Genomic DNA, 14,328 nt, shown 5'->3' on the forward strand with positions numbered 1-14,328 from the left:
CTAGACATGCCCCATGGTTTTCAGCCGCGCACTCGGATGGATTTCATTCTGACCCATCACGATCGTGTTCGGACGGAAGCGTTCCACAAGGGACCGCACATAGGGCCGTGTGCCCGGACTGGTCAGCAGCACCGGCGTCTCGCCCTGCGAGGCCGCCCGCTCGAATGCATCGCGGACAGCGGCAACGAATTCATGCAGTTTTGACGGAGCCAGTGCCAGTTGCTTGCGGTCGCCTTCGCCGACCATGGCTTCGGCAAACGCCTGCTCCCATTGCGGAGACATGGCCAGAACCGGCAATTGTCCATCGAGACCGGCATTCGCATGACAGATCTGACGCGCCAGCCGGCCGCGCACGTGCTCGGTGATGGCATCGATATGCTGCGAGAAGGCGCTGGCTTCGGCGATGCCTTCCAGAATGGTCGGCAGATCGCGAATGGAGATGCGCTCTTTCAACAGGTTTTGCAGCACACGCTGGATACCGGCGCGCGTGATCTGGGAGGGCGCAATATCGTCCACCAGCTTTTTGTGCTCCTTGGACAGGCCGGCAATCAGCTTCTCGACCTCCGCATAGGAAAGGAGCTCGGCCATATGCTCGCGCAGAATCTCGGTCAGATGCGTGACCAGGACCGCTGACGGGTCGACAATCGTATAGCCGCGGAATGTCGCTTCCTCGCGCAGATTTTCGTCGATCCATGTGGCAGGAAGGCCAAAGGCCGGTTCCTTGACATGATCGCCGGGCAGATCGATTTGCTGGCCTTGCGGATCCATGACGAGCAAGTGTTTCAGCTTCACCTGGCCCTTGCCGGCTTCCATTTCCTTGACCCGGATCGTGTAGTCATTCGAGCCGAGACGCATATTGTCGATGATGCGTACGGACGGAGTGACAAAGCCGGTTTCCTCGGCCATTGAGCGGCGCAGGGCGCGGATCTGGTCCGTCAGCTTGCGGCCTTCCACATCATTGATCAGCGGCAACAGCCCATAGCCGAGCTCGATCTTCAATTCGTCCAGCGCCAGAGTTTCCCCAATGGGCGGCTCGGCCGCCTCGGACGCGGCATTTTCCTGCGCACTTTTTGCCACGACTTCGGCTTTGGCACTGTCCGATTTCCGTTTCGCCGTTAGGGCTAGGCCGACGGCCCCCGCCGCCATCAGGGCGAACGGAATGAACGGCATGCCGGGCAGAAGACCGATGACACCGGCCGTCGCCGCGACCATGTAGAGGCCTTGCGGATTGCCGGCGAGCTGAGTGTAGAGCGCCTTGTCGGCTTCACCTTCGACACCAGCTTTGGAGACCAGAAGACCGGCCGCCACCGAGATGATCAGTGCCGGGATTTGCGAGACCAGGCCGTCGCCGATCGTCAGTGTGGAATAGGTGGAGGCAGCCGTCCCGAAATCCATGCCGGACTGCGCAATCCCGATCACCATGCCGGCGATCAGATTGATCGCGGTGATCAGAAGACCGGCAATGGCATCGCCGCGCACGAATTTCGAGGCACCGTCCATGGCGCCGAAGAAATTGCTTTCGCCTTCCAGTTCCTTGCGCCGCCGGCGCGCTTCGTCCTCATTGATCAGCCCGGCCGACAGATCGGCATCAATCGCCATCTGCTTGCCCGGCATGGCGTCCAGTGTGAAGCGGGCTGCGACCTCGGCAATGCGGCCAGAACCTTTTGTGATTACAACGAAATTCACGATCACCAGGATGATGAAGACAATCACGCCGATCACGACATTGCCTTGCATCACAAAGGCCCCGAACGCCTCGATCACCTGACCGGCGGCATCCGTGCCCTCTGCGCCATTCGACAGGATCAACCGCGTCGAGGCGATATTCAGGCCGAGACGGAGAAGTGTTGCGATCAGAAGCACCGCCGGGAAAGCGGAAAATTCCAGCGGCTTCTTGATGAAAAGCGACGTCATCAGGACCAGCACGGAAAGCGAGATCGAAATCGCCAGCGCGATATCCATCAGCAAGCGCGGCATGGGCAGGATGAGCATGACCAGAATGGCCATGATGCCCACGCCGAGCGCGATATCGCCGCGCAGACCCTTTTTCAGGAATCCCAGCAGATCAAACCCGCGGACGCCGGTTTGGGAAGAGGCCGTTGTGTCAGCCATTCAGATCAGGCCGCTCCCGCGCGGGTGTCACCGGGGGCAGGTACGGAAATGCCCTGCTCGGTATAGAGTTTCAGCTTGTTGCGGAGTGTCCGGATTGAAATGCCCAGAATATTGGCAGCATGGGTCCGGTTTCCAAGGCAATGGTCCAGCGTTTCCAGGATCAGGTCCTGCTCCACATCCGCAACCGTCCGGCCGACCATATTGCGCTGCGCGACATCGGCGGTCTCGGCAGCTCTGGCGGCCGGGTTCGAGGCATTTCCGGTAAACAGCGAACCGTCCGGCATGCGGATGGCTTCCGGCCCGATTTCCTGGCCCGAAGCCAGCAGTACGGCGCGATGCATGGTGTTTTCCAGCTCGCGCACATTGCCCGGCCATTCACGGGCGAGAAGCGCTGTCTTGGCACTCTCCGAGATCGGGCGGTCGCCCAGACCGTTTGCGGCCGCATATTTGCGGGCAAAATGTTCGGAAAGGGCGACGACATCCGCCGGCCGCTGGCGCAGGGGCGGCAGCGCCAGATTGACGACATTCAGTCGGAAAAGAAGGTCTTCACGGAAAGATCCGTCGGCCACAGCCTTGCGGAGATCGCGGTTCGAGGTCGCCAGCACCCGGATATCGATCTTGACCGGACCGGAGCCGCCAACGCGGTCGATCTCGCGTTCCTGCAGGGCGCGCAGCAGCTTGGCCTGGAGGCGCGCATCCATTTCCGAGATTTCGTCCAGCAGCAGCGTACCGCCATTGGCTTCCTCGAACTTGCCAACACGGCGGGCAACAGCACCGGTGAAAGCCCCTTTTTCATGACCGAAGAGCTCCGATTCCAGCAGGTTTTCCGGAATCGCCGCGCAATTGACGGAGATGAAGGGCGCGGCGGCGCGCCTGGACTTGTTGTGGACATAGCGCGCCATGACTTCCTTGCCGGACCCGCTCTCGCCCGTAATCAGCACGCTGGCATCGGAGCCGGCAATCTGGTTGGCGAACTCGATCACCTTCTGCATCGACGGATCCCGCGCAATCATCGGCTGCTCGTCATCGGCGACGGCCGCCAGCACGGCGGCAATGAGATCGGCTTCCGGCGGCAGCGGAATGAATTCCTTGGCTCCGGCGCGGATCGCCATGGCGGCAATATCCGGTCTGACATTCACACCGCAGGCCACCACCGGGACGGTGATCCGTTCCGCTTCATTGGCGGCAATCAGCGCGGCGATATCCAGTGACGCATCGACCATGAGGAGATCGGCACCGCGGCCGGCGCGCAAATGGCTGGTCGCCTGGTTGATGGTGTCGACCTGCGCGACTTTTGCGCCGCGGTCGATGGCAATCTTGGCAGCGGTATGGAGTTGGCCTCCGAGGCTTCCGACGATGAGCAAGCGCATGGTTAGCCCTCCTTGCCGTTACAGGATGAAATCGCGGTCATGCGGCGTCTCCATCCTTGATGATTTCTGTCATGGTCACACCGAGCCGGTCATCGACAACGACGATCTCGCCGCGCGCGACCAGCCGGTCATTGACGTAGATATCGATGGCTTCCCCGACTTTGCGTTCCAGCTCGACCACTGAACCGGCCTTCAATTTCAGAAGCGAATTCAGCTCGATATGGGTTTTCCCAAGCACGGCGGAGACATTGACGGGGACATCAAATACCGGTGACAGGTCCGTCGCGGTCTTTTCGTCCTCATCCGCCAGGGTCTGGGAAATCTGAGAAGCGTCGCTGCCTTCGGTCGTCGTGGCCGGCACATCGGTGCTGGTGTCGGATTCAAACTCCGGCAGATCGAGATCACTATCCTGGGACATTCCGGTCTCCTTTATCCTGTCGCCGCCTGAGCGCCATCCGCGGCGGGGGCGCTGTCGCTGTCAGTGGCGGAATCATCGTCCGGCGCGGCCAGCCAGTCGGCGATCAGCGCGTCTATCCGGGCTTCAATGTCTTCCTGTGAGCGGTCAATACTGCCGCTGCCCCATTCGAGGCGGCAATCCGCACCGGTCATTTCGGGGTTGGCGCGGACAATGACAGCGCCGTCAAACCCGGCCTCGGCAGCGGTTTTCTCGAGCAACTCCGCGACCGGCCCGGCAATCACCTCGGCGCAATGCACATTGAATCTCGGCTCACCGCGTACATCTTTCATAACGCTGGTACAGAACGCAGCGACGGCATCGCCTGCATTGGCAGCAATCGCTGCACCTGCGAGTTTTTTCGCGGCGGTGAGCGCCAGTTTCGCGGAATCGCCGCGCAGTGCATCGGACTCGGTCTGCAGCCGCGCCAGAATCAATTGCATCTGGGACGCGATTGCGCGCACCGCATCCGCCTGCACAGAGGCAGCTTTGGCAGTCTCCGAATTTTCGCCTTCGGCAAAGGCCTGCTGGCGCACTTGCTCGACTTCGGCCGCTGTCAGGAGTTGCTTGACCCGGTCGCCATCGCGCAGCACTTCGCCATCGGCCGAGAAGACCCTGTCGAAGTCGAATTTTGGAAGCGAATGGGTCATTCAATCCTTGTCCTAGTAAATCAGCTCGTCTTCGCCGCCGCCTTCGGCCAGCAGGATTTCGCCCTTCGCGGCGAGGTCCTTGGCAGTGGCGACCATGGCAGTTTGCGCCTGATCGACATCCTTGAGCCGTACCGGCCCCAGGGCGGCCATGTCGTCTTTCAGGATTTTCGCCGCGCGTTCCGACATGTTCGAGAAGAACAGGTCGCGCAGACTGTCCGATGCGCCTTTCAGTGCCAGGCCCAGCTGGCCCTTGTCGACGGCGCGCAGAAGGGTCTGGATGCCGCCCGGGTCGAGCTTGGAAAGGTCCTCGAAGACGAACATTAGCGCGCGGATTTTCTCGGCGCTGTCGCGATTGCGTTCTTCCAGTGCGGCCAAGAAGCGGTTTTCCGTCTGGCGATCGAAATTATTGAATATGTCCGCCATCATTTCATGGCTGTCGCGCTTGGATGTCCGCGCCAGATTGGACATGAATTCGGTCCGTAGTGTCTCCTCGATCTTGTCGAGGATTTCGCGCTGCACGGGCTCCATCCGGAGCATCCGCATCACCACTTCAAGGGCGAAGTCCTCGGGCAGGGCGCCCAGCACCCGCGACGCGTGCTCGCCCTTCACCTTGGACAGAATGACGGCGACGGTCTGCGGGTATTCATTCTTGAGGTAATTGGCCAGCACCACCTCGTTCACATTCCCCAGCTTGTCCCACATGGTCCGGCCGGCCGGTCCACGCAGCTCTTCCATGATGCCATCGACTTTTTCGTCGGGCAGGAAGGTGTTGAGCAGGCGTTGGGTCGCTTCAAACGACCCCATCAGGGAGCCGCCCTGCGAAATCTGGCTGGCGAAGTCGACGATCAGTTTCTCGACTGCCTTGGCGGAGACGCTGCCGAGATTGGACATGGCCTGGGAAATCTCGCGGATTTCCTCCTCGTCCATCATTTCCCAGAGGGAATGTTGCTCCTCGCCGAGTGCCAGCAGAATGACGGCCGCCCGTTCGGGGCCGGCCAGTTTCTGCGGGTCGTCAATGACGCGTTTGCCTTCGCGAACAGCCATCAGCCCTCACTCATCCAGCTACGGATTATGGAAAGGGATTCATCCGGATGGGAATTCACCACGCCGGAGACTTTCTTGATCGACGAGGCTTTGACCTGACCATCAATCTTGGCGATGTCGATCCCGCTATCTACAAACGCAGGCGCCATGGCGGATGAACCGGATCCGCCTCCCTGGGCCTGCTGGGGAATCTGCTGGCCGCTATCATCCGTGATCGCCGCCTGGCCACCCTCGCGTTCGATCGCGCCGCCACCACCGCCGCCACCAGCGCCGGCAATGGCCATGGCCGGGCCGGCGGATGCCGCGCTCTTTGCCAGCGGGCGGGCAACCAGGAAGATGACCAGCAAGGCCGTCAGGAACATGACGCCGATCTCGGCGGCCCGCATGATGTCATTCTTGTTGAGCGAAAAGCCGGAGGCTGCGGGCGTGCCCATGGTCGGGTCGGCGCGCGAGAAGCGGATATTGGTGACCTCAAGACTGTCCTGACGCCCGCCATCGACCTGGGTAAAGCCCATGGCGGAGCGAACCAGAGCGGTGATCTGAGCCATTTCCGCTTCTGTGCGCGGCACATAGGTACGGCTTCCGTCTTCGGCGATTTCCACGGTGCCATCAACAGCCACCGCCACTGAAAGCCGCTCGATCTCGCCAGCCTCTGTCACGCGCGTTGTGGTCGTGCGGGACAGCGCAAATTCCTGCTGATCATTTGACGTGGAGGATTCGTTCAGCGATTGCGGGCGATCCGTATCAGCTGCCTCATCATCCGGCAGGTTCTCCGAAGCAGACACCGCGTTGGCGGCACCATCAACCTCGCGGCCCGTCTCCTCCGAGCGCGTCCGGCTGCGCAGGACCGAGCCATCAGGATCGTAACGCTCTTCGCTTTGCGTCACCGAATTCCGGTTCAGCTCGGCGCTCACCTGGACGCGGGCCGCGCCCGTACCGACAACGCCTTCGACAAGGTTGAGAATGCGCTGGCGGTATTGTTCCTCGATCGAGGCACGCTGGCTTTCCAGTGCGATCGAACCGAGACCGTCCCCCTCGTCCGGGCTGGCCAGAAGCCGGCCGGTCGTGTCGGCAATGGTAATGTCACGGGCAGACATGCCATCGACCGCGCTGGCGACGATATTCCGGATGATACCGGAGTGTTCGCGGGTCAGCTCGCCCCGTGCGGAAATGACAATGGACGCGGAAGGTTGAGCGGATTCGCGTTCGAACAGTCTGCGTTCCGGCAAGACCAGATGTACCCGCGCGGTGTCGATAATATCCAGGAACTGGATGGTCCGCGCCAGTTCGCCTTCCAGGGCCCGCTTGGCATTCATGTTCTGCACGAAGCTGGTCGCACCCAGGGCGTCCGTTTCATCGAAGATTTCATAGCCCACCGAGCCGGAATTCAGTGCCCCGCCGCTGGCGACACGCACGCGTGCCTCATCAACCTGGTTGCGCGCGACATAAATGGTCGAGCCGCCGCTGCGGAATTCATAGGGGATGCCGGCAGTGTCCAGCGCCTCGCTGACGCGCGCTGAGTCGGACGGATCCAGCCCCGCATACAGCAGGGCCTGGCTGCCCCCGCCCATATTGAAGCTGAAGAAAAGGAGTGCGGCGGCCAGACCTGCGCTCAAGCCGAAAATGGCAATGAGGCGCATGGCACCGAGTGACCGCAATTGTTCCATCAGACTGTTCACGTGGGCGTCCCGCCGATTCGCTGCGCTGCTTTCGAAGCAGCAACCCGGCAACTTTTTCCCACTGCCCGCGTAAACGAGGGTTTAATATCGAAGCGCCCGGCTCAGAGAACCGGGCGTTTTTCGCAGTTTTTTCTGAAATATGTGGCTCAGGCGCCCAGATGACCCGGCTTGGCGCGGTAATGCTGAATCCGGGTGGTGCGCAATCCGGCGAGGCCGTGCTTGTCGATGGCGCGTTGCCAGCCCAGGAATTCTTCCACCGACAGGCGGTAGCGTTCGCAGGCCTCTTCCAGCGACAGGAGTCCGCCCCGGACCGCTGCGACCACTTCGGCCTTGCGGCGGATCACCCAGCGCTGCGTCGACGGATTGGGGAGGTCGGCCAGCGTCAGCGGGCTTCCATCCGGACCAATGACATAATTTTCCTTACGCCGAGCTTGCATATCCACCACCCTTGATTTCACCCGTTGGACGCTCTTTGTCGTCCTTGTTGATGAGGGTTATACGCGCAGCCTCTTAAATTCCGCCTAAACGCTGTGGTAAATCTTCATTTAACTCAATGACTAAAAAGCAAAGGACCTCCCGCCGCGGCGGAAGGTCCATCACTCAGGAAGTATAGGTCAGATCAGCGCTAGCGCTTCATCCGGATCGCTTCGTCCAGCATCTCGTCTGCCGTCGTGATGATTTTTGACGATGCAGAATAGGCGCGCTGCGTCGTAATCAGGCTGGTGAATTCGGTGGCAATATCGACATTCGAATTCTCCAGCGTTGAGGACGCAATGGTACCCGCCGATGCGGTGCCCGGCACGTTGAAGGTAAAACCGCCCGAATCCGGTGTGACCGAATAGGCTCCGCCGGCTTCAACATTCAGCCCGTTCGGGTTGACGAAGGTCGCCACCGGAACCTGGTAGGTCTTGCGGACGATGCCATTCGAGAACTTGGCATAGACAAAGCCGTCATTGTCCACTTCAACACCGGTGAATGTGCCGAACGCCGAACCATTGACCTGGGTCGAGGTCAGCGTTGACGGGCTGTCATACTGCGTCATGCCGCCCGGTTGGGTCGGCGAGCCGAGATCCATGGTGACCTGCTGTCCGGCCACGCCGGTCCCTGATGCCCATTGATATTGGGTCGCCCCGAGGGGAGCTGCATTTGTGGAGGACAGGAAATCGAGCGTCAGCGGCAGGGTGGTGTTGGTCAGATCAATCTCGCCTTGCGCGTTGAACGCAATGGTCCCGGTTCCGATCTGACCATCGACCAGTCCGGCACCCGTCGTGATGTCAGAGGCCGGTGTGACGTGCAGTTCGGCATGCCACTCATTGGCCGTCGAACTCTTCAGCATGGACAGGGTAATGGTCCGTGCGCCGCCCTGGCTGTCATAGATCTGGATCGAACGCTGGAAGTCCGGGGTCACATTGCCGGAGGCCATATTGGTTCCGCTGACTCCGGGGGCATAGGTGGCTTCGGCCGCCGAAACCGGCTGGCTGGCTTGCAGATTGCCATTGACCCCGGCCTGTGTGGTCGCTTCGGCCGCGCCGCCGATGGAAGACAGGTTGATAGCTTCCAGACTGGACAAATCGGAGGGATTGGTCGTCACCGATCCATCTGCCGAGACCGGCCAGCCATAAAGGAAATGACCGGCATCGTTTCTGAGGTTTCCCTGCGAGTCCGCAGCAAAGGACCCGGACCGGGTAAACAGCACGGCATCAGTCGCCTCTACATTCGCGGCAACCGGCCGCACGACGAAGAAACCGTCTCCGGCAATCGCCAGATCTGTGGGTGAGGTCCCTGGCGTCAGAAGTCCGCCGGTCGATATCTGGAAGCGGTTATTGGTGGTGACGCCGCCCGCAGCATAGCGGGAATTCACGCCATAGGATTCATACATTGGCGAAAAAACGGCCTGGGCGCGCTTGTATCCGACCGTGTTGACATTGGCGATATTGTCCGAGACTGCGGCCAGCGCGCTTGAATTGGCCAGCAGACCGGACGCACCGGCCCAAAGGGCTGAATTGATACTCATTTTGTGCTCCCTGAGTGTTCAATTAGGAGCGTTCTGCTTTCATCATCCACCCGGCAGAATTCTTGCCGCCAAGCGTCGGGTTCTTGGGGCCCGATATTATACTGCACCTGCCTCCCGCAGGCTTCGGACCGAGGACAAACGGACAAACAGCCCGTTCAGCTCGACCACGACTTCAGAGCCGGAAAAATCGACGCCCGTGACACGGGCCGTCGTCAGAATGTCCGGCTGCATCGCATTGCCATCAGCATTTACCGCAGAGATTTCCAGCGTGTAGATACCGTCCTCCATGGCATTGCCGGTCTGGTCTTCACCATCCCAGGCAAAATTATGGCTCCCGGCCGTGGCTTCGCCTTCAAATGACGCGATGGTCCGGCCATTGGCGTCTTTCACGGTCACAAGCGTTCCCTGGCTGTCTTCCGGCAGAATATAGGTCCACTCCGCCGATCCGTTCTCGAGTGCCGCATCCGGAGACGCGACTGTGGCTTCGCGGCCAATAAAGCCGACCGCAGCACCCTGTGCTGACGCCGCCTGGATGGAGATCAGCGATTCCAGATTCTGGTTGGACCGGATTTCCTGCTCGACGCTTGAAAAATTGACCAGCTGGTTCACGAATTCAGTGGAATCCAGTGGATTGAGCGGGTCCTGCGCCTTCATCTGCTCGGTCAGCAAAGTCAGGAACATCTCGAAATTGTTCGCCAGCGATGCTTGTGAATTCGCGGTCTGGCTTCCGAAGGCCGCCCCGAGGGCGTCAATTTGCGACATGTCTGACTCCTATAATCTTATATCGATTCCGCTGCGCGCGCTCAGCTGGAAGCCGTAAAGCTCCCGCGGCAATGCGGCGGCGGTGATGGAACCGGAAAGGTCCTCTGCAAACTCAAGGCTGGAGAATCGCCCACCGCCCTGCGGCGTCTGGCCGGGCTCCTCCTCGCCTTGCGACAACTCGAATGACAGGCCGTCATTGCCAAGCTCAAGCCCGGCGTCCTCGAGGGCCCGCTCCAGTTCGCGAGCATACTGGCGCAGATCATTAAGGGTTTCCGGGCGTTCCGCGCTCAGTATTGCCTGCACACGATTGTCATTGCCGACCTGCAGCTTCACCTCAATCCGGCCCAGTTCAGGCGGATCCATGCGGATTTCGAAGCGGCGCTCGCCATTCTGGAATTTGGCGGCAATCTGAGCAGCCAGAGCTCCGGCCGCGGCAGGCGTGAAGCGTGCACTGCCAGCGGCAATGCCGGGACGCTCGGCAGCGCGGCTCGCATCAGCCGCGCGCAGATTGGAGAGGTCGGCCTGCTCGGTTTCGGACGCAGAATCCGGATTTGCCACATCCAGGGGCGGCGGCGCGGTGCGGGCCGCGTCACCTTGCGCCTGGCGCGCCGCTTCGGCCGGCAAGTCGGCGGGCGGTGGCGTGGCCGTCTGCGAAGCGGTTGGCTGTGGCGCGGTCGGTGTGGCGGCCTCCGGCTTCACAGCAGAAGCTGACGCCGTCGCGGCGGCATATGCACCGTTCCCGCCAGCCCCCGCGCTGCTTTTTGAAGCGGAATTCGTTCCGGCCGGTTGCATCTTGTCCATGCCGCTCGCTTCACGGCGCGCTTGCACACCCGCCTGGACCGGCGCTTGTGGCAAGGCCGTTGCGGCCGTATTTCCGGCGGCTGCAGGCGTGGTTGCGGCAGCGCCGGTCGTCGGCGAAGCGGCGGTTTGCGCAACAGCGTTACCGGAACCGGCAGATGCGGCAGATGCGGCAGATGCGGCAGAGGCAGGCTGAGCCGAGCCTGCGGCCTGAGCCAGCTGTGCCGCCTCATTGGATTTCAGGGCCGTGTCTGCGGCGCCATTGGGCACAGTCGCCAAATTCGTTTTTACAGCGCTCTTGTCAGCGCCTTCGGCCAGCGGAGTTGGCGCGCCATTGTCTGACGCAGGCTGAGCCGGTCCGGTCTTGCCGGATGCGTTTGTGCTGGCACCGGGCTCCCCGGGGACGGATGTTGGAACCTGCGGTGATGACGAAGTGCTCTTGTCCCCGCCATTCGCCGCATCCGGGGTCGATCCATTCCCGGCAGATCCGCCACTGCCGCCAGTTGTCGCCGTGGCCGCTGGGGTGGCCGATTGAGCGCCGGAAGTCTCTCCCGTGGTGGGGGAGGCAGGAAGGGATGCGGCCGCAGCAGCGTCACCCGCTGCAGATTGAGGGCCGGCCGCCAGACCGGACAGCGCAGGTGTTTGTGCCAGGGCGGTAAGAACCGGACCGGTATCGGCCGTTGTCGCCGGGCTGAAAACATTCCCGCCATTCGGCCTGGACGGGATGGCCGGAACCGGAGCGACGGGCGCGGTCTGGCCCGCCAGAAGGGCGGCAAACGCGCCATCCCCGGCAGCATCGGGCGCAGCCGTTCCGCCAGCGCCACTGGCGCTTTGGGTCTGTGGCAGGATCGAAAGAATCGCGTCCATGCCGTGCCTTGGCTCCCTTTATGGCTTGGGCCCCGATAGCCCATGCACCCGTCAGGGGGAGTCGCAAGGAGTGTGCCAGTTGCGCATGGATATAAGGCATTGAAAAATATACAGATTAACTTTGTTGCCAATAGGGGATAGGTGCCGCCCGGCAGGAATCTCCCCCTGCATGATGGCGAAATCTGCCCAGCTTGACCGCTATGCCCAATCCGCCCTGAAACTGGCCCCGGCATTGCGACGTCCTCCGCCAGAGATATCACTTTTGTTGTGAGGCGAATGAGCCGGAATGCTGAAAAGCAACACAAATACAAGGTATAAGCTCCATCAGGAGCAAATTGCAGGCAGCGGGCCCGCGCGTTTTGCCCCGGCAGATTCTGCCCGATACCCGGCATCTTTCCACCACTTCCACTGTTCTGAAGGGGAGGCGTAGTCATGTCGCTGAGCTCTATTCTCGGGAGCGCCCTGTCGGGACTTCAGGCCAGCCAGATCGGGCTGAGGTCCGCCTCCAACAACGTCGCCAATGTCAACACACCGGGCTATGCGCGCACCGAAGCGAATTTTACCACGCGTGTCATTGATGGCCGGGGTTTCGGCGTCAGCGTGACCGGCGTCGTCCGTGTCGCGGATGCCTTCCTTCAGGCAGCGTCAGTCCGCGCGTCAGCAGAACATTCAGCCGCCGAGATTATCGGCCAGTCCCTCGACCGTTTTCAATCGCAGGTCGGCACATTTGACGATCAGGGCTCCATCTTCTCGCGGCTCAATCAGGCCTTCTCGTCAATATCGTCCGCAGCGCTGGAGCCCTCGCTCACCGTTTCTCGTATGTCCGTCGCTGCGGATCTGCAATCCTTCTTTGAAGAGGGTCGCCGCCTGAACAGTGAATTGCGCGTCTTGCGCCAGGAGGCCGATAGCCGGATTGCCTCCACCATCAACCGCGTCAATGAACTCACGGCCGAAATCGCAAACCTCAACCGCGAGGTCCAATCCCTGACATCGGCGGCCGCCGACTCGACAGGGGCACAGAACCGCCAGGCCGAACTGGTCGATGAACTCGCCCAGTATCTCGACATACGGACCACAACAAATGGCGATGGCCGTGTTTTCGTCTCGACCACCGATGGCGTGGCGCTGGTGGAGAACGGTGCCGCCATATTGCGTTATCCGCCGACAGGCTCGGGAGCCGCCGGCGTTGACTATTCGCGCATCACCATCCAGTCGCCGGGCGGAACCGGGCAGATGGATTTCAACCCGCATATCCGGTCCGGTGAACTGGCTGCCTTCCTTGAACTCCGGGACAATGAATTGCCGGCGCTCATGGAAGAGATTGCCGAGCTGGTATCCACTGCTGCGGACGCGCTCAACAAGGAACATAACGACGCCACAGCCTACCCGCCGCCCACCAGCCTGGAGGGCCGTAATACCGGTCTTCTGGGTACGGATAATCTCGGTTTCAGCGGTGCCACGACGATTGCGGTGGTGGATAACACCGGCGCAATGGTCAAGCAGATTGATGTCGACTTCGACGCAGGAACCCTGAGTGTCGATGGCGGTGCTGCCACGGGTTTCGGCGGAACAACGATTGCCGATTTCACAACAGCGCTCAACACCGCGTTCGGAGCTGATGGCTCGGCCAGTTTCGCCGATGGCCGGATGACGGTTTCCGCGACCGGAACCGATGGCATTTCCACGCTGCAGGATTCCAATGCGCCGTCAGACCGGGGTGGCCGGGGGTTCTCGCATTTCTTTGGGCTCAATGATCTTGTTGAATCCACCCGCCCGCTGTTTTTCCAGAGCGGCGTATCCGGTGCCGATGCGCATGGATTCACACCGGGACAGACGCTGGACTTCCGCGTCAACAGTGCAAACGGAACGGTCGCCCAGGACATTTCGATCAGCGTCGGCGCTGGCAGCTTCAATGATCTGCTCAATCAGTTGAACGACCCGGTGGCCGGTCTCGGCCGCTATGCCACCTTCTCCATCAACGGCGCCGGCGAACTGGTCCAGACGCCGGTTCCGGGTTTTGACAGCTTCGAGGTCGAGCTGGTTGGCGACAATACCCAGCGCGGAACGACCGCCATCGCTTTCAGTGATCTGTTTGGCCTTGGGCTCTCGGCGCAGGCCGGACGAACGGACCTGCCGCAGGTCGCGCCGCGTATCCGCGCCGATTCCTCGCAGCTGGCCATGGCAAAGCTCGATCTCGACGGGGCACCGGCCGTGGGGGATATTGTGGTGACGTCTGGAGATGGCCGCGGCGGTCACGCCCTGCAATCGGCCCTGACCAGCCAGCGCGCCTTCTCCGCCGCTGGCGGCTTTGCGGCCAGCTCCGGCACGTTGGAAAATTTTGCTGCAAGGGTCGCCGGCGATATCGGTTCGCGGGCCGCGCGCGCTGAACGTTCGGCGCAATCTGCGGAATCCCTGAAATCCGCGGCTGATCAGAAACGCGCCGATGTCGAAGGTGTCAGCCTCGACGAAGAACTCGCCAACATGACCATTTTCCAGCAATCCTACAACGCGTCCGCGCGGCTCCTGCAAACGGCAAAAGAGCTGACCGACACGCTGCTGAGCATCATCTAGGAGAGGT

At 61.3% G+C, this 14,328-nt stretch carries 11 protein-coding genes; 1 reads left to right on the top strand and 10 read right to left on the bottom strand.

Annotated features, from left to right (window positions below; genetic code table 11):
• The 10 genes from flhA to DBR16_RS02475 form a co-directional block, all read right to left on the bottom strand.
• Positions 1–2,112 carry a flagellar biosynthesis protein FlhA gene (gene flhA / locus DBR16_RS02430; protein WP_109259635.1) on the bottom strand — a complete coding sequence of 704 codons (2,112 nt, stop codon included), beginning with the start codon at positions 2,110–2,112 and terminating at the stop codon, positions 1–3.
• A 5-nt stretch (positions 2,113–2,117) separates the two neighbouring features.
• Positions 2,118–3,482 (bottom strand): sigma-54-dependent transcriptional regulator FlbD, encoded by a 1,365-nt coding sequence (flbD, locus tag DBR16_RS02435; RefSeq protein ID WP_109259636.1) that lies wholly within the window; start codon positions 3,480–3,482, stop codon positions 2,118–2,120.
• A 37-nt stretch (positions 3,483–3,519) separates the two neighbouring features.
• A complete protein-coding gene (fliN, locus tag DBR16_RS02440; RefSeq protein WP_109259637.1) occupies positions 3,520–3,900 on the bottom strand; it encodes a flagellar motor switch protein FliN in 381 nt (126 codons plus the stop codon).
• 11 nt (positions 3,901–3,911) lie between these two features.
• Positions 3,912–4,586 carry a FliH/SctL family protein gene (locus DBR16_RS02445; RefSeq protein ID WP_109259638.1) on the bottom strand — a complete coding sequence of 225 codons (675 nt, stop codon included), beginning with the start codon at positions 4,584–4,586 and terminating at the stop codon, positions 3,912–3,914.
• Positions 4,587–4,598: 12 nt separating this feature from the next.
• The gene (gene fliG / locus DBR16_RS02450) at positions 4,599–5,630 is read right to left on the bottom strand and encodes a flagellar motor switch protein FliG (protein WP_109259639.1); all 1,032 of its coding nucleotides are present in this window, start codon (positions 5,628–5,630) and stop codon (positions 4,599–4,601) included.
• Complete coding sequence (fliF, locus tag DBR16_RS02455; RefSeq protein WP_109260021.1) at positions 5,630–7,309, bottom strand: flagellar basal-body MS-ring/collar protein FliF; 1,680 nt, start codon at positions 7,307–7,309, stop codon at positions 5,630–5,632. Before fliF ends, fliG begins: the two co-directional genes overlap by 1 nt.
• Before the next feature lie 146 nt (positions 7,310–7,455).
• Positions 7,456–7,746 carry a CtrA inhibitor SciP gene (gene sciP, locus DBR16_RS02460; protein WP_109259640.1) on the bottom strand — a complete coding sequence of 97 codons (291 nt, stop codon included), beginning with the start codon at positions 7,744–7,746 and terminating at the stop codon, positions 7,456–7,458.
• A gap of 188 nt (positions 7,747–7,934) precedes the next feature.
• Complete coding sequence (locus DBR16_RS02465; RefSeq protein ID WP_109259641.1) at positions 7,935–9,323, bottom strand: flagellar hook protein FlgE; 1,389 nt, start codon at positions 9,321–9,323, stop codon at positions 7,935–7,937.
• A 96-nt stretch (positions 9,324–9,419) separates the two neighbouring features.
• Entirely contained in the window at positions 9,420–10,085 is a 666-nt protein-coding gene (locus DBR16_RS02470) for a flagellar hook assembly protein FlgD (RefSeq protein WP_109259642.1), read from the bottom strand.
• 9 nt (positions 10,086–10,094) lie between these two features.
• Entirely contained in the window at positions 10,095–11,750 is a 1,656-nt protein-coding gene (locus DBR16_RS02475; RefSeq protein WP_109259643.1) for a flagellar hook-length control protein FliK, read from the bottom strand.
• Between the two features lie 432 nt (positions 11,751–12,182).
• Here DBR16_RS02475 and flgK point away from each other — a divergent pair, with 432 nt between their 5' ends.
• A complete protein-coding gene (gene flgK / locus DBR16_RS02480; protein WP_109259644.1) occupies positions 12,183–14,321 on the top strand; it encodes a flagellar hook-associated protein FlgK in 2,139 nt (712 codons plus the stop codon).
• The last annotated feature ends 7 nt before the right edge of the window (positions 14,322–14,328 follow it).

The sequence above is a fragment of the Hyphobacterium indicum genome, from assembly GCF_003129605.1.
Lineage (GTDB): Bacteria > Pseudomonadota > Alphaproteobacteria > Caulobacterales > Maricaulaceae > Hyphobacterium > Hyphobacterium indicum.